The organism is Peteryoungia algae (assembly GCF_030369675.1).
Lineage (GTDB): Bacteria > Pseudomonadota > Alphaproteobacteria > Rhizobiales > Rhizobiaceae > Allorhizobium > Allorhizobium algae.
This window is the reverse complement of record NZ_CP128477.1, coordinates 2,745,699-2,765,000: the sequence shown is the minus strand read 5'-3', so window position 1 is coordinate 2,765,000 and position 19,302 is coordinate 2,745,699. Positions and strand designations below refer to the sequence as shown.

The following is a 19,302-nucleotide window of genomic DNA, read 5'->3' as shown; positions in this document are numbered from 1 at the left end:
GGAATGATCTGGAAAGGTCGGCCGTAGTGGGTGACAGCCCCGTACGCGTAGAACACTCATTGTCCTAGAGTAAGGCGGGACACGTGAAATCCTGTCTGAACATGGGGAGACCACTCTCCAAGCCTAAGTACTCGTGCATGACCGATAGCGAACAAGTACCGTGAGGGAAAGGTGAAAAGCACCCCGACAAGGGGAGTGAAATAGAACCTGAAACCGGATGCCTACAAGCAGTCGGAGGGCGCAAGCCTGACGGCGTACCTTTTGTATAATGGGTCAACGACTTAGTGTAACTAGCAAGCTTAAGCCGGTAGGTGTAGGCGCAGCGAAAGCGAGTCTGAATAGGGCGATTTAGTTAGTTGCATTAGACCCGAAACCGAGTGATCTAGCCATGAGCAGGCTGAAGGTTGGGTAACACCAACTGGAGGGCCGAACCCATATCTGTTGCAATAGATCAGGATGACTTGTGGCTAGGGGTGAAAGGCCAATCAAACTCGGAGATAGCTGGTTCTCCGCGAAATCTATTTAGGTAGAGCGTCGACCGAATACCCCAGGGGTAGAGCACTGGATGGGCTATGGGGACTCACCGTCTTACTGATCCTAACCAAACTCCGAATACCTGGGAGTACTAGTCGGCAGACACACGGCGGGTGCTAACGTCCGTCGTGAAGAGGGCAACAACCCTGACCTCCAGCTAAGGTCCCCAAGTCATGGCTAAGTGGGAAAGGATGTGAGGATCCCAAAACAACCAGGATGTTGGCTTAGAAGCAGCCATCATTTAAAGAAAGCGTAACAGCTCACTGGTCTAAATAAGGGTCTTTGCGCCGAAAATGTAACGGGGCTAAAGCCATGCACCGAAGCTGAGGATGTGGATTTATCCACGTGGTAGCGGAGCGTTCCGTAAGCCTGTGAAGGGGTACCCGTGAGGGGCCCTGGAGGTATCGGAAGTGCGAATGTTGACATGAGTAACGATAAAGGGGTGAGAGACCCCTCGCCGAAAGACCAAGGGTTCCTGCTTAAAGTTAATCTGAGCAGGGTTAGCCGGCCCCTAAGGCGAGGCAGAAATGCGTAGTCGATGGGAACCACGTTAATATTCGTGGGCCTGGTGGTAGTGACGGATTGCGTAACTCGTTCAGACTTATTGGATTGTCTGGGCGGGGAAGCGGTTCCAGGAAATAGCTCCACCGTATAGACCGTACCCGAAACCGACACAGGTGGTCAGGTAGAGTATACCAAGGCGCTTGAGAGAACTATGTTGAAGGAACTCGGCAAATTGCACGCGTAACTTCGGAAGAAGCGTGACCCCTTTATACGCAAGTATGATGGGGTGGCACAGACCAGGGGGTAGCGACTGTTTATCAAAAACACAGGGCTCTGCGAAGTCGCAAGACGACGTATAGGGTCTGACGCCTGCCCGGTGCTGGAAGGTTAAGAGGAGAGGTGCAAGCTTTGAATCGAAGCCCCAGTAAACGGCGGCCGTAACTATAACGGTCCTAAGGTAGCGAAATTCCTTGTCGGGTAAGTTCCGACCTGCACGAATGGCGTAACGACTTCCCCGCTGTCTCCAACATAGACTCAGTGAAATTGAATTCCCCGTGAAGATGCGGGGTTCCTGCGGTCAGACGGAAAGACCCCGTGCACCTTTACTATAGCTTTACACTGGCATTCGTGTCGGCATGTGTAGGATAGGTGGTAGGCTTTGAAGCGGGGACGCCAGTTTCCGTGGAGCCATCCTTGAAATACCACCCTTATCGTCATGGATGTCTAACCGCGGTCCGTCATCCGGATCCGGGACAGTGTATGGTGGGTAGTTTGACTGGGGCGGTCGCCTCCGAAAGAGTAACGGAGGCGCGCGATGGTGGGCTCAGACCGGTCGGAAATCGGTCGTCGAGTGCAATGGCATAAGCCCGCCTGACTGCGAGACTGACAAGTCGAGCAGAGACGAAAGTCGGTCATAGTGATCCGGTGGTCCCGTGTGGAAGGGCCATCGCTCAACGGATAAAGGTACGCCGGGGATAACAGGCTGATGACCCCCAAGAGTCCATATCGACGGGGTTGTTTGGCACCTCGATGTCGGCTCATCGCATCCTGGGGCTGGAGCAGGTCCCAAGGGTTTGGCTGTTCGCCAATTAAAGCGGTACGTGAGCTGGGTTCAGAACGTCGTGAGACAGTTCGGTCCCTATCTGCCGTGGGTGTAGGAATATTGACAGGATCTGTCCCTAGTACGAGAGGACCGGGATGGACATATCTCTGGTGGACCTGTTGTCGTGCCAACGGCATAGCAGGGTAGCTATATATGGAATGGATAACCGCTGAAGGCATCTAAGCGGGAAACCAACCTGAAAACGAGTATTCCCTATCAGGGCCGTGGAAGACTACCACGTTGATAGGACGGGTGTGGAAGCTCAGTAATGAGTGAAGCTTACCGTTACTAATAGCCCGATTGGCTTGATCGTTCTCATTGACCATGCTCATCGGCCCGGAAAAACCGGGCGATGATGCCAAATACGTGTTCATCAAAAAGAGGTTCTCGCGATAAACCGCATGCGGTTTGCGACGACCTCACCAGCTTCTCAACAACATTGCCCTTAGCCGACCTGGTGGTCATGGCGGGGTGGCCGCACCCGTTCCCATTCCGAACACGGCCGTGAAACGCCCCAGCGCCAATGGTACTTCGTCTCAAGACGCGGGAGAGTAGGTCGCTGCCAGGTCTGCTAAAGGCAATGTTGTCCGGTTCAAAAACGAACCTGAAAATCTTCTCAAATCACGCATTCGGCCCTGCCGAAATCCAAGGGCCGCTCAAAGCGGTCCTTTTTGCTTGGTACAATGCCGAAAAGGGCGCAAATCCCCTCGGATTTGCACCGGTAGAGACGCAAACTCTTACGAGTTTGCTCTGTCGCGATAAATCCCTCCGGGATTTACGCTGGTAACGCGGGGTGGAGCAGCCCGGTAGCTCGTCAGGCTCATAACCTGAAGGCCGCAGGTTCAAATCCTGCCCCCGCAACCACTGAGACTTGAATCTGCTGCCATTCAAGTCGTTTCCTTGAAAGCTCCTCTGCGTAACCCGCGAGGAGCTTTTGTTTTTTGTCCTCCGTGTCGAGTGCCCCGGACAGCTGGCGCGCCAGCACATCCTGGTCCACCATTGCCTTGAACCTTGCTTCCATCACTTGTGCTGTCTCCATGGCAGCGAGGATGGATGCAATGCGGCCATGCACTTCCAGTGCCGGCGGTTGACGGCCCGGTGTACTGGCAATGACCACTTTCTGAATGAGCTGGCGGATGATGCCGATCAGCGGTTGCTTGGTCTGGGGATCAGCGTGATCGCGCATCATGTAAAGCATGGCGTGTATCACGGTGCGGACTGTGTCTTCGTTGATCTCGTCGCGTAGAGCTGCAAGGCGTTCTGCATCGCTGACGGGCTTATCCATCGATGGCGCGCTTGCCAGCTGCCGCTCCAGTGCTTCCCGTTCGTCGTCGAGCCTGTCGAGCCGGTCGTCCAAGGCAGCGTTGGGCCGTCGGCCTTCAGCCGCTCGTTGAGACATCTGGGCGACGATGCCTTCTTGCTCGCGCCTGTTGCGCTCGAGAGCGGCGGCGATGTCCTGGGTTTGATGGGCTGCAGTCTTCTGCTCCGCGAGTTCACTTTGCAGGACCTTGTCCACGGTCCGGCGAAACACGTCCATGTGTACTAAAGCGGCAGGGATGGATGTGAGGATACGGTCCTCGAGTTCCCTGCGGAGGATCGTCTTGTGATTGCTGCAACAGGCTCCGCCAAGAACATCCAGGGGGATCTTCTTTTTATGGTTGGTACAGCCATACCGACCTGTAGCCATGACGGCATAAGGTCCGCCGCACTCGGCACATTCGAGCAGTCCACTCAGGAGATAACTCGGACGGTGAGTGCGGTTTAGGGGATTAGAGAGTGTCCGTTCAAACTCGCCGCGGACGCCTAACTGCCGCCGCTTGACGGCGGACCAAAGATCGTCGGGGATAATGCGCAGTTCCGGGCGTTCGTCTACGACCCAATCGTGGCTATCGTTATGGCGAGCGATCCTGCGTTCCGTGTCCGGATTCTTACGATACTCGCGGCGGTTCCATATAGCCCTGCCGAGGTAGAGCTCATTGTTCAGGATGCCGGTCCCGCGGTCCACATGGCCACGGATCGCGGTGTCACGCCACGCAGCCGCGCGCGGGCCCGGAATGCCTCTACGGTTCAGTTCGACTGCGATAGCACTCGGAGATACGCCGTCGGCATATAAACTGAAAATCTCCTGTACGACCTCGGCTTGTACAGGGTCGACTTCGCGAAGACCCGGAATGCGCTCTCCGTGCGCATCATATTCGAGTTTGATCCGGTACCCATAGGCAAGACATGTCGTTGCCTTGCCTCGGCGGACCGCGGTCTTCATGCCCTCCCGCGTCCTATACCGAATTTGCTCGACAAGTTCCTGGCTCAGCGTCGCGCGAAGGCCCATCTCAATGTCGGTGACTGAAGAGCCGCCGTGCACCGTCCAAAGTTCGGTGCTGTTGTAGCGAAGGCGCTTGAGGAATCCATTGCCGTGCTCAGCGTCGCGGGAGACACGGTCGACAGTAACGCACAGAACGACATCCACTTTGCTACTCTTGATGCGGTTCAGAACGCGCTGGATGCCCGGTCTGGTCAGATAGTTGGAGCCGCTGATCGCTCTGTCAGAGTAAGTGTCGAGCAACTGCCAGCCACGGTCTGCGATGAAGTTTTGACACAGTTCGACCTGGGTCTCGATGGACACATCTGTCTGTCGATCCGTCGAGTAGCGTGCGTAGATAATAGCGGTTTTGGCGTTTTTTGCGGTCATGGTACCCCCAATGATCCTCGCCAGTTAGTGAATGGCACCTACTGCCACAAGGGGCCCGCTTCCCACGATTCTGGTGCAAACGGCGTTTTATGAAGTAATGGGGGGATAGGGCACTTAGACTGCAGACGGCGTTTGCGATGCGCCAGTTGCCTGCCGCATCGCCTTTGGCCACTTAAGGGACTGGTCATTCGTCCGGCTCGGGACCGATCCCAAGATGCACTTTGCGCCGGAAATCCCATTTGCCGTCGACGTATCTGTCGATGAGGTCGCCAAGCGCTGCATCAGAGGCAGACCTGTCAAAGCCCTGCTCGACCAAGGCTTCCAAGATATCGGTCTCGACCTTGTTCATCCGCGCGGGATTGCCTTCCCGCTCGGCGAGTTTGGCTGTTCCGAGGATGAGCCATCGGAGGGCGACGCGGGCGATGTCGTCGCGGCCCGGTCGCCGGAGCCGTCGCTGCTCATCGCGGTAGGTCTGCTGGCGCTCTCGCTGGTCTCGCAGGCGCTGAGTGCGTGATCTCGCCATCTTAGCCTCCCCCCGCAAACGGCGTTCGTCCGAGAATCGAAGATATCGAATGTGGAATCGGAGACGGCGTTGGCAGTGAGTGTGATCGACAGACGGAGATCGCTTGTGAGCAGAAATCGCAGACCCGGCGATCCCACTCGGCAGCCCGACTGTCTGTGGGGGGTGTAAATAGTGCGTCGAGCATCTCAGTCACCTAGCCCTCGGATGTAGACGACATTGCCGACCTTGCCGCGAACCAGATCGCTGCTGAGCGTACAAGCCTCAAGTTCTGAGAAACGCGCCGGATCATACTCCTTGAAAACGGACGGTCGATAACGGTCAGCGCGGAAGGGCAGCCACAAAAAACCTTGAATACGGACAGGTTCCGCGTCGTCGAGAACGTTCGCCCTGATCATTGCTGAGGTCCAATCCTGAGTCAGTCTGTCCGTCTCCTCGACACATCTGATTGACGTGACCAAGCGCGGGACATGCCCGTAGTCTTCCTCGAAAATCTGCTCCTGATATGGCCGCTCGAAGAGGATCTGCCCCCGATCAAGGAGCAGGATGCGATGGATGTCGACGAAGCTCGGCAGCTCCGCATTCAGCTGCACCATTCGGCCGTCCAGCCTGATGCAATCGCCGCCGTATCGTGTCGTCAGTGTGGTATAGGCGCGATGCAGTTCTAACGCGTGGATCTCGCAAATGCGCTCTAACCGCCTCTGATCGCCGGTGACGGAATCGATAGCGCCTCGGATCATTCCCTGACTTAGTTCAATCGCGATTGCTTTACCGTGAAAGACCGGCTGGCTGACGTAGAGGCTACCGAGTGCGACAGATGGGGCGAACTTGACAAAGGATGTGCAGAAAGCTGATGTGCGGGCCGCTGTTTGCCCGGCTTCGGTCGGTGACGAGGCCTCTGAGCCGTCATGAGGGATGTGGCAATTGGCGAGCAGGCGAGAGGGGGGCACATCCACCTTGGTATGTGTCGTTGTCGGATTATCTATAGTCATGGATTTTGGGTTACTTTGTTGCACCTGCATCTAGGCTCAGGCGGATTTTGGTCGGCGTCAATGACCGGACCGGCCTGATCGCGGCATCTCTCGCACGGCGTTTGCTACAAATGCCGAAACTTCGCGTCCAAGATCGACCCAAAGGAAGATGCGGTCCACGACAGCACAGGCGGCATGCAGTTCGACAATTGCGAAGACGGCGTTTGCTTCTGAATCGGCTGGGCTGCAGTTTGAATCGATAGTGTCAAAATCGGAATCGGTAATGTGCAATGTATCTGAACGCAGTTTACCGGTCTCACGATCTTTCCTGCTGGTATACCGCTTTGCCAGCATACCAAGATGTACTGATCCGCGTCCCTCCCTATCTAAAACACCACAAGACGAGGCCCGGACGAACTTAGACCATTCGCCCGGGGGAGGCCGCTAACGGCGTTCATACAGATCTGCCCTCATCGCGCCCGAGGATGTCCCGTACCGCCGCGCCGTCTAGGTAACGGCGGTGATCCAGCTCCCGGGCCAGGCGGAGCAAGGCGTCTTGATGACGGGTGACGATGGACATCGCCGTACCTAGAGCTTCTTCGAGACGTTTGTTGACCCGCACTGCAAGCCCCCGATCGTAGCGAAGGTCGTGTTGTGGGCGTTCACTCGGCATGTAAACAAGAGGCAGATCCCCGGAGCATCCGAGCACTGTCTCAAGACGAACCGCGTTTGTGGTTGCGATCTCAAGGTCGCTACCATCGCTGCCGCCGTGACCGATCAACGTCTCGTTGAAGATGAGGCTCTCTGCTGCACGTCCTGCGAGATAGCAGGTGATAACCTGCATCACACCATGCTCAGTCTGGGGCATCACCTCAGGCCATCGAACCGATGTTGCACCCCCGTCACCGCGACCGGTGGTGACCGACTGGACCTCTGCGATGCCGAGGGTTGCGAACGCCACCGCATGGCCTGCCTCGTGAACTGAAATCCGCCAACGTACATCTGGAGGCACCGAGCCAATCTGTCGATCGAGCACCTCCAAAACATCGCTGTAGCGAAGCTTGCGTTTTGCGCGACGAGCAATCCCGCGTGCGTCCCGGATCAGACGTGCGATATCAGCGCCGGTCATGCCTTGGGCTGCAAGAGCCAGGTGGCGAAGGGCTGCCTGCCGATCAGTGCGCCGGGGGCAGCGTTTGTTGTTCCCAGTTCGGTCAACGTGTAGCATAGGCCACTCCCTGCGACTGATTGCTCCGCTTTGAACCAGCTTTGTGTGCACTCGCTAGCACCCCATCCAGATCTGCACCGAGGTGATGGCGGAAAATACCTTCTAGCGCAGTCATGTCGGGAGGCGGGATCTCGATATGCCGCTCCAGTCGCCCTGACCGGCGGATTGCCGGATCGATTACGCCGGGCCGATTGGTCGCGCCGACGACGATGATGCCTTCTGACCTCACCGCGCCGTCGAGGAGTTCCAGCATCCTGTTTATGACTGCGATCCAATAGTCATCGTAGCTGCGCCCTGAACCGCTGTCTCGTCGACCAATCCCGTCGATCTCGTCGACGAACAGGATGACCGGCGCATGCTCTCTGGCCGCGTCAAAAACGGCCGTCATCCGCTTGAGCACATCTCCGAGATAGCCCGGCTCCAGCCAGTGTCCGACTGAGGTTGCGATCAGCGGGATCGCCAGCGAGTTGCACAGTGCCCGAGCATACGTTGTTTTGCCGGTCCCAGGCGGACCACTTAGCAGTAGCTTGGTGCTCATGTCTGCCCACGCCAGCTTTTTGGCACGCCAGATGCTAAGATCTGTTTTGAGATCGATTGCCCACTGACGAGCATCGCCATAACCTGCGAGTTGCTCAATGCACAGATACGGTTCATCTACTCGCTCGCCCTTTGCTTTTGTTGGCCGTTGTGCTGGCTGGATGATATCCATCGACAGCGTTTTGTCGGCACGGCGGCTGCGTTCTGAACTGCTCGAGGTTCGGCTTCGCTCCCCGCTAGCAGCAGTCTGCTTGGCGGACCCGGCTCCTTCGTCGTCGCGCTGGACGTCAGCATGCTCTTGCGCAAAACTTTCCAGTCGGCTGAGGACGTTGCTAATGGTGCGTCCGGGCTTGATCGCCAGTGCGAGATCATCGAGACCGAGACTGCACATATCGATCGTGTAGTCCCGGGCGGCCTCTTCCACGGCGACGCGTGAGTGCCCTGTCGTGATCTCGATTGCGTGGCTGAGGAGCTGCCAATCGATTTTTGGCGCATCGAGGATCAGGTCCGCGCTTGATGTCACGCGATCAGGCCACACCTCTTCGTCCTCGGCAGCCACCAGAACGGGTCTCCCGGTGGAGAGTGCCTTGGCCAACAATTGGCGTCGATTCTCACTGCTCTGGTTTATAACTTCACCGTTTCGGAAAGTAATCAGCGTGGTCTGATCGTGTGATTCCTGACCGGAGTGTACGCGCCTGCTCAGAGAGTATCCGCCTCCGCCATCCCGCAGGCGCATGGCGGGCCCAATGACGCCATGCTCGATCATCAGCCCGAGAGCTTGCTCAAATCCGCGGGTAGGGACGCGCAGAAGCACGACCGCAGCCGGTCTGGACAGGATCTGAAGGACCTGGGCGGCTGTCAGATGTGATCGCCTCACGGCCTCAACAATGCTGAGGACAATGACCGTCTCGGTGATTGCTGGCGGATGTGCGACTGCTCGCAAGAGGCTGGCAAGCTGCTTTAGGTATTGACCATGATCTCCACGATCGTCGCGGAGTTGCGACCGTTCTACGGCTTCCGCGGGAGTCGCCTCAGTCTCAGCGCCGGTCACAGATGCGTCGATGTCGCCGACGATATCCTCGATGATTAGGTCGATGTCATGTCTGCGGACTGTCACCGGTAGCAAGACAGGCAGCAATGCATCGCTTGATAGAACCCGAAGCAGAGTGCGTCGGTCTGCAGTGATAGCTCCGGTCAATGGCACAGCCCTTGCCCCAGGCGCATAAATGGTAACCGTATGCATCCCGATGGCGCGCTGGTGCGCGCGTAGGATATCGGCCGCGACTGCCGCCCGATATGCGATCCGTCGGGATCGGCGGTTGAGGCGGCCAAGCAGGTAGCGGTCGAGGCGATCAGCGGTCATGGCGCATCTCCTCTTCCAGCAGCCACTGCAGCTTTGAAAGCCGACGACGGTCAAGCTCGGCGAGACGCGGACTATCTGGCTGCCAGAAACGGTGATGGCGATAAACCCGTGTAGGTCTGCTCCCAATGTGCGACGTGCCGCGCCATCTATCAGGTAGGAGCGCCGCCTGCAAGATCGCCTCGTCGGTGTCCGGCTCACGATCAAGCCACTGAAACAGCAAGCGTGCAGTGGGGTCGTTCTGCGCTACCAAGTCGCACAGGGCGTCACGGACTGTGCCCGGCAGCGCGTTGAGTGAGCGCCCGCGCCGTCTGGCGATCCTGAGCACGAGTGCCGTGACGAGCGCGGTGGTGTCGTTGGATAGCGCTCCGTTGCTGTCCTTAGCCGAGGGCGATTGGTGCAAGCTTGTGGGCGAGTTGGAGTAGCGAAGCCTCATCGTGCCGTATTGGCGACGTAAGCGGTGAACCTGGAAATCAATGACAGGGTGAATCATAGCAAAAGCTCTTCCGTGGCCGGATTGCGTCCAGCAAATCTGATAGGATGAAAAGTGATGTGCGCCGCTTAGTGCGGTCGCAAACCGGGCCCAAGGACGCCGACCTGAATTGGCGGCCGAGCTTTGGGGGGACGGCCGCGTCGCCTTGCGGGCACATCTATAATGCGCTGCTGCGATGGGTGTGCTTGGGTGGCTGCCACTGCACCCTCCGAAGGTTGCGCTGACTTGGCTGCTGCCTCTGCGATCGCCGCTTGCCACTGCTTACGTAGGCCGCAGCGGAAGGCCTCCATGCTATCAATAGCCAGCTGGGCCGCACCCTCTATCTGCAGTAGGTCATCGAGGCGAGACAGAGGCCACACTCCATCAGACACATCAGTCGAAGTCTTTGATCCGTCGACTATGGCTGTACCGACGGTCTCGACAGCCAGCCTTTGATGGTCGCGCCAGAGTACATCGGGCAACACCAATCCGGAGGCCGTCATTCGCTGCTGTAGTTCCAGCAGTTTGCTCCCACCGAGGTAACCAGATAGGCTCCGCTTCACGTCGATGATGACCGCGCAGCGGCCAGTGGCGTCAACGACGACTAAGTCGGGATGGTACGTTCCTGCGGAGGGGTTGGAATGCGCCTCAAAGCTTATTCCTTCATAGAGCTTGCGACGATTGCGCTTGATGACCTCGACCGCAGCGGGAAGGACCGGTAGGCGGAGGTCGGTCAGTGTCACCCTCGAGGGATGCGTCGAGGCAAGGGCTATGATGACAGCTTCTAGCAGATGTCCTTCCTGGACAGCGATGATTCGTCCCAAAGATGCCAGGCTCTCAGCATGACCTTCGACTGCGGATCGCGCTATCTCGGGTGTCATCGTTGCAGCAATGGCCTTCTCGATCAGCTTAGCAACAGCTTCGGGCGCTGTAGTCAAGGCGTGCGGAGGCGTGTCGGCGTATAACCCGAAATGAATATCTTGCATGGGAAATGTCCTGTTTGATCAGTAGCCAAGAATGGCAGTCGCCGCCGCGATGGGCGAGGATTTGGTGCGCTGAGGTTTAGATCGATAAACAGGAGAGCGCTGACGAGACTTGCCCGCCACAGAAGATTGGATATTACACATGATAGCCCGAGGCCTTTCGGAAGAAGGTTGAGGGTTAGGCTTCCACTTGGTGTGTCCAGCACCGGTGGAAGCCGCTATTGCGGGGCGTACTCGCCACGCCGGGTACCTATAGCCCGACAAGTCTGATCAGGCAATTCCAAGACGACGTTCTTCTCTAAACATGGTTAACCGATGGTTCGAGGATATGGCCGTTCTTCGCATATGTTTAATTGTTGTTTCGATCATTGGTAGAGTAAAATTGGCTGCTCTCCGATCATTCGTTCGAGTCGAGCGCCGTATCGTTCGGCGAGATTGCCAATGTCTGCGGTTTGACGTTTTTGAGAAAAAAATACGTAATAACAATATTTTGTAAAATTCTTTCTGGCCCGGCGTTGACGGCGGTCGAAATCCGCCGAAGCATGAATACATCTCCACTTCGGAAACCTCAAATGTCTCGCCATCCCCTTAATCTTTCACTGGATGCACGTGCGGCGCGTGATCCAAACGCGCTTCAGTTGATCCAGATGATCAACCAAGCCGCCATATCTCCCGCAATTGATCTCGATGATCTTGCCGATATTCCAGCACTTGCGTTCAGCGATCGCTATGAGGCTTTGGCCATCATGCGGCACGCATGTCGGATCATAACAGACGGTTTGACATGCAGTTTCGTCCTCGTAACCCGCACGTCCCAAGTCTGCATGGCACAATTTGATAGATGTCGCGGTGAGACCCTGGACGAGTGTGATGCCATATTGCGCCGCATGGCATCTGCCTACTCTGCCTACTGCAACGACAATGGCGCCGCGATTGAATCCCTTGACGTTCTAGTAATGCCTCTGGCGACGTATCAAGCGAATGATGGGCCGTCAGTAGATCGCTATGGCGTCTCAATCGGCACCTTTCAAGATCAGGACTTGAGAGCGCTGCATCAGGTCTAGGCGTTCATCAGCTTTCTGTCCGACCAAACAATCACTTCCATCCCCAAAACCATCGCAGGATCACGCGCTCACGCGGGTCTTAAGGAGTATTCGCATGTCTCAATATCTATCAATTGTCCAAGACGGCAAAATCATCACCACAACCTTGATCACTGATCACACGTATGACGCCGGTGAGCTCGTCGCCCGTTCTCTTAACAGCTTACATGGATTGATCGAGTTGCAGGAGGGTGTCCATGAACTCGTTCCGCTTAGCTCTTCGAGTGATCCGCTTTGTGCAGAGGAGTGGGTCACCCCTTTGCGGATAGTAGTCACGAGCAAGCCGCCAAAATCGCGGAAGTTCAAAGGCAAAAATCGCTTGATCCCAGACCACTGGATCGCGGTTGTCGATCATCGTCAACTGTTTGCTTTCCATGCAGGCCCTCTAGGTGACGTGCTCTTGCGCACGCTTAAGAGAGGAGGCGACATATGCAAAGATGAAGCCGTACAAGCCCAATCCGCTGCGACCTTTTCCGGCTTGCGACAGCACTTAAATCTGACAACTGAGGATGTTGCGCTGCTATTGCGCATGCCCCCCGGATACACGTGGGCGTGCGACGGGGACCAGGTGAAGATCGTTCGGGTTTCCGGCGACATTGATGAGGCTGCGCCAGCCTCCACCCCCATCACCCTTCACTGAGATGCTCGCTTACCGTTTGCGTACAGCGAAACGAACGATCTCCACCTATATTCAAAAAGGAACTGAAATGAATTCAACCCATCCTTTTACAAATCTGACCCTCACCGATTTGATCAAGACGAAACTTGCTCAAGGTCTCGATCTGCAGCTCATGCCGACTCAGTCAGAACAACGTGTTGCCATCGTAAGCACCGAGCTTGCGAGATGGTACATTGTGGATCCAGATAGCCGTGAGGAGCATGAACAGTTACTCCGTCGACAGCGCCTAATCTTCGACGCGTTTGCGGAGAGCTGCCTCAAAGGTTTTCGACGCTACTTCTCGAAGGTTATGTCTACTAGAGCCATCGCGACAGTGGGTGAGCTCGTGGTAGGGCCGTCAGGAACCGAATTTGCTGGTGATATCACAATGATCGAGTACGGTGACGGTGCGCGCCGCTACATCCCTTTTCGGCACGCGTTTGGGATCACCCGCCGCCAATATGACTGGAAAATGGTATCGAGGAGGATTGGCGGTCAAGCTGGGTTCGGCGAACGCCCCCTAACATCGCTGATTGAGGATGCTTCTCCATTAGTGTCCGATCCGGACGAAAAATGGCGCATCAGCTGTTTCGATACCCAAGGTGGATGCTGGACTGGCACCTTCATGGCGAGTGCCTTCGAGAATGATTTTGATTGCTCGATGACTGCGCTTCCGGACAGAAACAACGAAGTCGGAGTGTTTGATCCCTTCCAGCCGGTCCGATGATGCGCCAATGGGGAGATATGGTGTCGGGTTTCGGTTTTATATAAAAATCGAAGCCCGATTGACTTTTGAATAAATTTCAGAGGTATTTTAGTAAAGTTCATCTAACAACCGTTATTTATTAATTATTGTTCGAATTTTATCCGAATATATTTCTGTGTTTCGATAAGGGTTACTTATCGGCGGCCAGGCGTGGCCTGGAGCATTCTATTAGGTTAGGAACTTTACTACCGCTATAGATTTCTCTTAACGAAACATTTACCATAATTTCAATGTCTTACGATCTCGGTAAATTACCCATCCAGAGCCTGCTGCGGCCGATCTCCGAGGCCGCCGTCGCGCTCGCCCGTCTCGATGAGCGCATTGCCCGTTCCGCCGTCGGTGAGGGCTTTCTGGAGCGCGCGCATTTCCTCGACGCGCATGCCTCACTCTGGGTCGATGGCGAACTCGTCCATCTCGAAGACCTCGTCCTGCATGACGCGCTCCGGGACATCCGCGCCCCCACTCACGAACTGACGATCGCCCGCGACATCCTGAAAACCCGCCGTCGCATCGCCTCCCATCCCCCGGCCTGGGCACTCTCTGCTCAAGGCCTCGCGTCGCTGCGCGGGCGGGCGTGGCCCGCGGCATCATTGGGTGGAGATGGGGAGGGGCTGCCTGATGGCAATGTTGAAGTGGGCGGCACTGGGGCTGGGTTAGGGGAGGCCGAAGATCCTGATGCCGACGGTCTGGGTGATGCGTTTGCCGCGATCGATGCGGTGCTCGCCCGGTCCGGGGCCGCGATCGAAGAGGCGAAGAAGCCGGGTCTCGCCAAGAACGTTCCGGACAAGGATCCATTCGTCTATGACCTCGACTGGGATGAGGACGAGCGGCTGGCGGAGTGGCAAGCCGTGTTGGCGCGGGCCCAGGATTTGCCGCCGGTCTGCCAAGCGATCGTGGCGCTCGATGCCTGGAATGAGATTGCCGTCCTGCAGCATGCGCCCTGGCTCGGTCGACTGCTTTCCGCCTCGGTACTGCGCGAGGGCGGCGTTACCACAAGCGGGCATCTCGCGGCGATCAATCTCGGGCTGAAAGCCATCCCCGTCGATCGGCGCCGGCATCGTGATCGCGAGACGCGGTTACTGGCGATAAGTCGAGCGCTGATCATTGCCGCCGAGACAGGGCTGAAGGAGCATGACCGGCTGGTGCTGGCGCGGCAGATGATGATGCGCAAACTGGAGGGGCGGCGAACGTCATCCAGGCTGCCGGAGCTCGTGGAGCTCGTCATATCGCGGCCGTTGATCTCGGCCGACATGGTGGCGAAGACACTTGAGGTGACGCCTCGAGGCGCGCGGCGGATCGTGCAGGAACTGGGGTTGAGGGAGATGACGGGGAGGGGGAGGTTTCGAGCGTGGGGTGTGCTTTAGCCAGCCTGTCGGCGATTGCCCAAGGTGCCTGCTGAGTGTTCGAAACGGTCGGGATGGGAGGTTCACTAGATAAAGGAGCAAGCGCTCTTTGCGCTGTTGCCAAGCACCATCGCTTGCGAAAAGCTGCTTTTAGGCCCGCAGACAGGTTCAGTATGCATGATTCAAGAAAGCCGGTTCAGAGCGTGGTTTGCGGGTCATGTAAGCACATCTTCGGATAGGACGTCATCCGGGCGAAAGAAGCCTCTTTCCAGAACGGCCGCCCTCGCGACATCGACGTTGGGCGCGAACCATACGACTGCGAGATCCAGAACGGCCCGTGAGCAGCAGACATAGAACAGGCGCCGCGTGCGCTCGATTGCAGAATCCTTGCCTATAGCGATGTTCTCCATATCTGTGGCCGACAAGGCGGTGATGCCGAAGTACTTTCCGTAGGAAAACGACCTCATTGCCTCTCCCTCCTCGTCGTCGAGGAGGACCATGACCCTGTCGAACTGGGCGCCTTTTACACCTTGCTGGGTGGAGAAAGGGGAGAGGTCGTCGAGGTACTTCCGGTAGCCAAAGAATTCCTTTGCCGGACAAGCCAGGAAGGCGAGCAGAGGCGGATACTCGGGATCGTGCTCGAGGTCGGGGGCAACTGGCAACGCCAGATGTCTCGCCATTCGTTCATCGACGGTCATCAGCGACGTTGCAATAGCGTGTTGAAGTACCTGCCGGACCGTCACATTAGGATCCGTGAACAGGCGCTCCAGTGCGGTCGTCGCCGCGTGCAGGCGCTTCAGGCTGTCTACAAAGCTCTCGCCGTCACGTTGCCCTGGGAGAGCGGTCCCGCCCCTCAGAATTGATACGAGCTCAAATTCGTCGCCGTCGCGTAGTGCGTTTGCTAGAGGCAGAAGATAGTTGAGGAACGGCCGGAGCGGCCAGGCCGTGCCATCCGCCAGGCCTTCCTTGAGGCTTTCTGTCGACCTGTCGTGCAACGCCGCATACAGGTTCGGGAAGCCCAAGCGGCTTGCGGCAGCACGGTGCAGTAAAACAAGCATCCGGACGTCGGCGTCCTTTTCATCGCTCTTCCAATGCGGATCTGTATTCTTACGGCTGAGGTATTCGCGGACGTCTCGTATACGCGTCGTACGGTGCTCATCGGCGGGAAGGATGAAGATCCTCGCTGTCCCAGCGACGGGTATGTCGGCGTCGCCCGACCGCTCGGTCCTTCCGCCCGTCTGCACGAGCCGGTCGTCTTCGGCTCGTATAGCGTTGATGACCTTCAGTACGGCCTGGGGACACCGGAAATTCTCCGGCTTCCTGATCTCGATCCAGCCCTCTTCGAGCGCAACAGCGCCGGATCCCGTTGAGAAGATCTTCTGCATTGGGTCGCCGAAGAAACCAAGGCAGAACTCATGCTTCACGGTGAGAGTCACTGTTCGAAGCGCAGCGATAAACGCGGGCATGGTATCCTGGCTCTCGTCGACGAACAGGACTGGATACTTCGCGGCGAGAAGATCTCGAAGAAGCTGTTTCTGCTCAAGCAAGGCGGGCACGAGCTTGAGGATGTCTGCGTGCCCAAGGATGCCGTGCCGGTAGTCGCTGCCGGTACCGTAGGTGAACCTCTCCAGGGAGGAAACCACTTCCTTCTGCTCGCGCAATCTCGTCAGATTAGCTTCTATCTTAGGCCGAGAGGGGGCCCGAGTTTTAGGATTCGCTTGGCGCGCTTCCTCCTCGGCGATCTTCTCGTCGATTCGAACGAGGACCCAGTCACGGATGTCGGACTGGAAAGGCTGGATCAGCGACCACAGGAAGCTATGGATGGTTGAGATGCGGCAGAGGGGGTCGTTGCCGACGTCGCTTCGAATCTCGTTCACCGCCACTTCGGTGTAGGTGATGCAGGCGATCTGCTGCCCCCGCATCCGTAGTTGATCGCCCCGCGTCTTTGAAACATACTCCAGCGCCTTGATCAGCGACGTGGTCTTTCCCGACCCCGCGCCTGCGACCATCACGAAGTGCTTCGGAGGCTTGGCGCTCAATGCGTCGCGAAGTTCGACGTCGGCCTGCGTGTCAGGCTTGCCGCTCCTGCTCGTCATACCAATATTCCTACATCTCCCGCATTCGGTTCCGGACCTGCATTCCCGACGTTGTCAACGGCAGGAGGAGCCGGGGTGACCTCGCTCTCGAGCCACCGCAGACCTTCGGCGATGTAGGTGGGGACCTTCCATTCCTTCGGATCCTGCTCCAGAAGCGACAAGGCAAAGTCAGTCTTGCGGAACCCTGATGCCGCAATCCTCTTGTTGAGCCTTTCCGAAATGGCAGCCAGATCAAGGTTTGAAGCTCCATTCATTTTAAGCCTAAGCGACTTGCGAGCCTTGTCCTGAGACCAGACGAGATTTTCAAGGGCGAAGGCCTCTTCTAAGGTGCGTCCGGCGATGAGTGCGACTTCCCCCTTCCATGAGACTTCTACAGCGGTCTGGTACGAGACACGTATTAGGGCATCGTGCGGCGCGCCCCTTGCCTGCACGCACTCCTCGGCGTCGGCAGCGAGTAGGTCGGCGATGAGCGTCTTGCCAGGTAGCCACTTAATGAGCGTTTGGTTCGATGTCACCGCTCCCGGATGACCAACGATGCAGGCAGTCCCAGGTCCGGGCTTGTCATCGTCGTCTTCCGGCTCCTCTTCCGCAGCCTCTGGGACTACCTCTTCCGCGGCTTCCACATCGCCGATCAGATCGTTGAACATTCCACCCGCGACTGGTGCGATGTCCTCTTCAACTTCGTCTTCCGGCTCTGGCGCCGCACCCGGCAGCACACTATCGATGTCGGTGATGACGAGCGTGGTGATGCCCAGGAATTCCACCAGTCTCCGGAAGCGATGGCCGAAGGCCCCGCCGATCTCAAGTACACTGAGATACGCGGCTTGCAACCCTGGAGCCGCCTTGGCGATCATTGCGGGTAGCAGGAGGCGCTCGACGTTGCCTTCAACAAGAACGGCAGCGTCGGCGAAGAAGAGATCGCAATGCGTGAGCTTGAGGTAGCGCTCTAGGAAGAGCCGGGTCTTCGGCTTCGTGTCCCGATAGAACACCGACAGGTTAAGGACCTGCGACGTCTGCGACCCGCCCGGCATGCGCCGAAAATAACGGATCGGGCGGAATCCGCGCTCGTATAGGATATGGGAGGAATGCGTGGAGACCACGAGTTGGCTAGTGTAGTGGGCTGCCTCCGGGCCCTCGATCTTCAAGATGTCGAGCACCTTCCGCACGAACACCTGCTGGAGCTGGACATGCAGATGGGCCTCCGGTTCCTCGATGAAGACGAGATGGACAGGCGGCCTGCTTTCCTCCACCTCCATCCACCTTGCATGAAGGTCCAGCAGTTCCACGACCATGTAGATCAGGTTCTTGAAACCGAGCCCATTGTATCGGTCGGGCAGCGTTGGAAGGACGCCGTGCTGGTCGGCTTCTCCTAGCGCGTAGTGCACCCTTGTTCCGTCCTGCGAGCTCATGATCGCGGCAGGGTTCAATGCAGTCTTGATAAGCAGGCGTGGGTTGCCCAGACCTGGGTATCCAAGCTGGGAAAGACGATCGAGAGTAGGTCCGAACACCCTCCCGAGGTGATCGTTGAGCATCGTCTCGGAATCTGCCAGGGCCCGCTGGGCGTCAAAGTCCTCGGCACGCTGCTCCAAGTTCCGCTGGTAGAACCGTCCAAGAACTCTCGACAGTTCCTCGGAACGGGTCCCACCCGGCGAGTCAGAGAGATGCCGCTGCGCGTGCAGGAAGTCGACCTTTACGAGGCCAGCAAGAATTTCCATTCCGCCGCGTCCGTTGTCCGAGGAGATGAGACGTGGGACGTATCCTGGCAGTTCGCGGAACTCGCTGTCAAAGCGCGCCTTGTCCAAGACATAGTAACGAAGGTCGAATCCTTTGCGCAGTCGCGCGCCTCCTTCGTCGCGAAGGTAGTCGCAGAGTGTTCGTGGCGAGGGATGGTAGGCCGGCACTCCATCGGCTGCGGGCCGTGCGTTTGCTGCAGCGGCAGCGTGAGCAGCCTGATATTCCTGGCGCAGCGTGGTGTCATCGGTAGCCGCGAACTCCACGCGGATACCGACCGTGCTGCCGGTAAAAGAGAGGTTCGGTAGGAGATCTGCTACCCGATGAAGATTCCCTGGTTCGACCTCAAACCAGATGTCCATGGATATCGTCGGAAGCACGGCGCCTGGCAGGCTGGCTCCGAAGCCGTCGATGGAATCCCAGCAGTCCGAGCTGAAGTCATGGATCGAAAATCGCTCGCGGGACGCTGCAGTGAAGAGTTGAAGCGCGTGTGTCGCGGACGTCTTTCCACTGTTGTTAGCGCCGACGAAGATCGAGATATCTGAGGCCAGATCGATACAGGCGTCTTTCAAGCGTCGGAAGTTGCGGATACGCAGAGTTTTAATATGCATCAAAAAATCCAGCATCAATGCCATTCTGGATTGCACAATAGTCATCGATTAGTTGATTCGTCACCGTGTTGCTGCCATCGCAACCACCGAATTCCGG

13 protein-coding genes, 1 tRNA gene and 2 rRNA genes (1 of these 16 cut by a window edge) are annotated in these 19,302 nt (G+C 57.3%); 7 read left to right on the top strand and 9 right to left on the bottom strand.

The annotated features are described in order from the left end of the window. The 3 genes from QTL56_RS13125 to QTL56_RS13115 form a co-directional block, all read left to right on the top strand. Positions 1 to 2,453 (top strand): 23S ribosomal RNA (locus QTL56_RS13125) (it extends 341 nt beyond the left edge of the window). A gap of 140 nt (positions 2,454 to 2,593) precedes the next feature. After that, positions 2,594 to 2,708 (top strand): 5S ribosomal RNA (gene rrf / locus QTL56_RS13120). A gap of 219 nt (positions 2,709 to 2,927) precedes the next feature. Then, positions 2,928 to 3,004: transfer RNA gene (locus tag QTL56_RS13115), tRNA-Met, on the top strand. Here QTL56_RS13115 and QTL56_RS13110 read toward each other — a convergent pair. From QTL56_RS13110 to QTL56_RS13080, 7 genes are all read right to left on the bottom strand, one after another. Beyond that, entirely contained in the window at positions 2,961 to 4,829 is a 1,869-nt protein-coding gene (locus tag QTL56_RS13110) for a recombinase family protein (RefSeq protein ID WP_245138030.1), read from the bottom strand. The genes QTL56_RS13115 and QTL56_RS13110 overlap by 44 nt on opposite strands. 184 nt (positions 4,830 to 5,013) lie before the next feature. Then, complete coding sequence (locus QTL56_RS13105; RefSeq protein WP_245137952.1) at positions 5,014 to 5,352, bottom strand: hypothetical protein; 339 nt, start codon at positions 5,350 to 5,352, stop codon at positions 5,014 to 5,016. Positions 5,353 to 5,537: 185 nt separating this feature from the next. Continuing rightward, positions 5,538 to 6,341 carry a hypothetical protein gene (locus QTL56_RS13100; protein WP_245137953.1) on the bottom strand — a complete coding sequence of 268 codons (804 nt, stop codon included), beginning with the start codon at positions 6,339 to 6,341 and terminating at the stop codon, positions 5,538 to 5,540. Positions 6,342 to 6,774: 433 nt separating this feature from the next. After that, on the bottom strand, positions 6,775 to 7,449 hold the full coding sequence (locus tag QTL56_RS13095) for an FtsH/Yme1/Tma family ATP-dependent metallopeptidase (protein ID WP_245137954.1): 675 nt from the start codon (positions 7,447 to 7,449) through the stop codon (positions 6,775 to 6,777). Between the two features lie 82 nt (positions 7,450 to 7,531). After that, on the bottom strand, positions 7,532 to 9,445 hold the full coding sequence (locus QTL56_RS13090; protein WP_245137955.1) for an AAA family ATPase: 1,914 nt from the start codon (positions 9,443 to 9,445) through the stop codon (positions 7,532 to 7,534). After that, positions 9,435 to 9,935 carry a hypothetical protein gene (locus QTL56_RS13085; RefSeq protein WP_245137956.1) on the bottom strand — a complete coding sequence of 167 codons (501 nt, stop codon included), beginning with the start codon at positions 9,933 to 9,935 and terminating at the stop codon, positions 9,435 to 9,437. Before QTL56_RS13085 ends, QTL56_RS13090 begins: the two co-directional genes overlap by 11 nt. A gap of 68 nt (positions 9,936 to 10,003) precedes the next feature. Then, complete coding sequence (locus QTL56_RS13080) at positions 10,004 to 10,900, bottom strand: hypothetical protein (RefSeq protein ID WP_245137957.1); 897 nt, start codon at positions 10,898 to 10,900, stop codon at positions 10,004 to 10,006. 569 nt (positions 10,901 to 11,469) lie between these two features. On the opposite strand from QTL56_RS13080, the gene QTL56_RS13075 reads away from it, so the two are divergent. From QTL56_RS13075 to QTL56_RS13060, 4 genes are all read left to right on the top strand, one after another. Then, complete coding sequence (locus QTL56_RS13075; RefSeq protein WP_245137958.1) at positions 11,470 to 11,961, top strand: hypothetical protein; 492 nt, start codon at positions 11,470 to 11,472, stop codon at positions 11,959 to 11,961. Between the two features lie 94 nt (positions 11,962 to 12,055). Then, positions 12,056 to 12,640 carry a hypothetical protein gene (locus QTL56_RS13070; RefSeq protein ID WP_245137959.1) on the top strand — a complete coding sequence of 195 codons (585 nt, stop codon included), beginning with the start codon at positions 12,056 to 12,058 and terminating at the stop codon, positions 12,638 to 12,640. Beyond that, positions 12,600 to 13,385 carry a hypothetical protein gene (locus QTL56_RS13065; protein ID WP_245137960.1) on the top strand — a complete coding sequence of 262 codons (786 nt, stop codon included), beginning with the start codon at positions 12,600 to 12,602 and terminating at the stop codon, positions 13,383 to 13,385. The genes QTL56_RS13070 and QTL56_RS13065 overlap by 41 nt, the downstream gene beginning before the upstream one ends. Before the next feature lie 269 nt (positions 13,386 to 13,654). Continuing rightward, complete coding sequence (locus QTL56_RS13060; protein ID WP_245137961.1) at positions 13,655 to 14,788, top strand: RHE_PE00001 family protein; 1,134 nt, start codon at positions 13,655 to 13,657, stop codon at positions 14,786 to 14,788. Positions 14,789 to 14,982: 194 nt separating this feature from the next. Here the strand turns inward: QTL56_RS13060 and QTL56_RS13055 are convergent, their stop codons facing one another. Together QTL56_RS13055 and QTL56_RS13050 are read right to left on the bottom strand one after the other, a co-directional pair. Continuing rightward, positions 14,983 to 16,863: a UvrD-helicase domain-containing protein gene (locus QTL56_RS13055; protein WP_245137962.1), complete on the bottom strand. Its 1,881-nt coding sequence runs from the start codon at positions 16,861 to 16,863 to the stop codon at positions 14,983 to 14,985. Then, positions 16,860 to 19,229, bottom strand: a complete 2,370-nt coding sequence (locus tag QTL56_RS13050; protein ID WP_289393195.1) for an ATP-dependent nuclease — start codon at positions 19,227 to 19,229, stop codon at positions 16,860 to 16,862. The genes QTL56_RS13055 and QTL56_RS13050 overlap by 4 nt, the downstream gene beginning before the upstream one ends. Positions 19,230 to 19,302 lie beyond the last annotated feature (73 nt).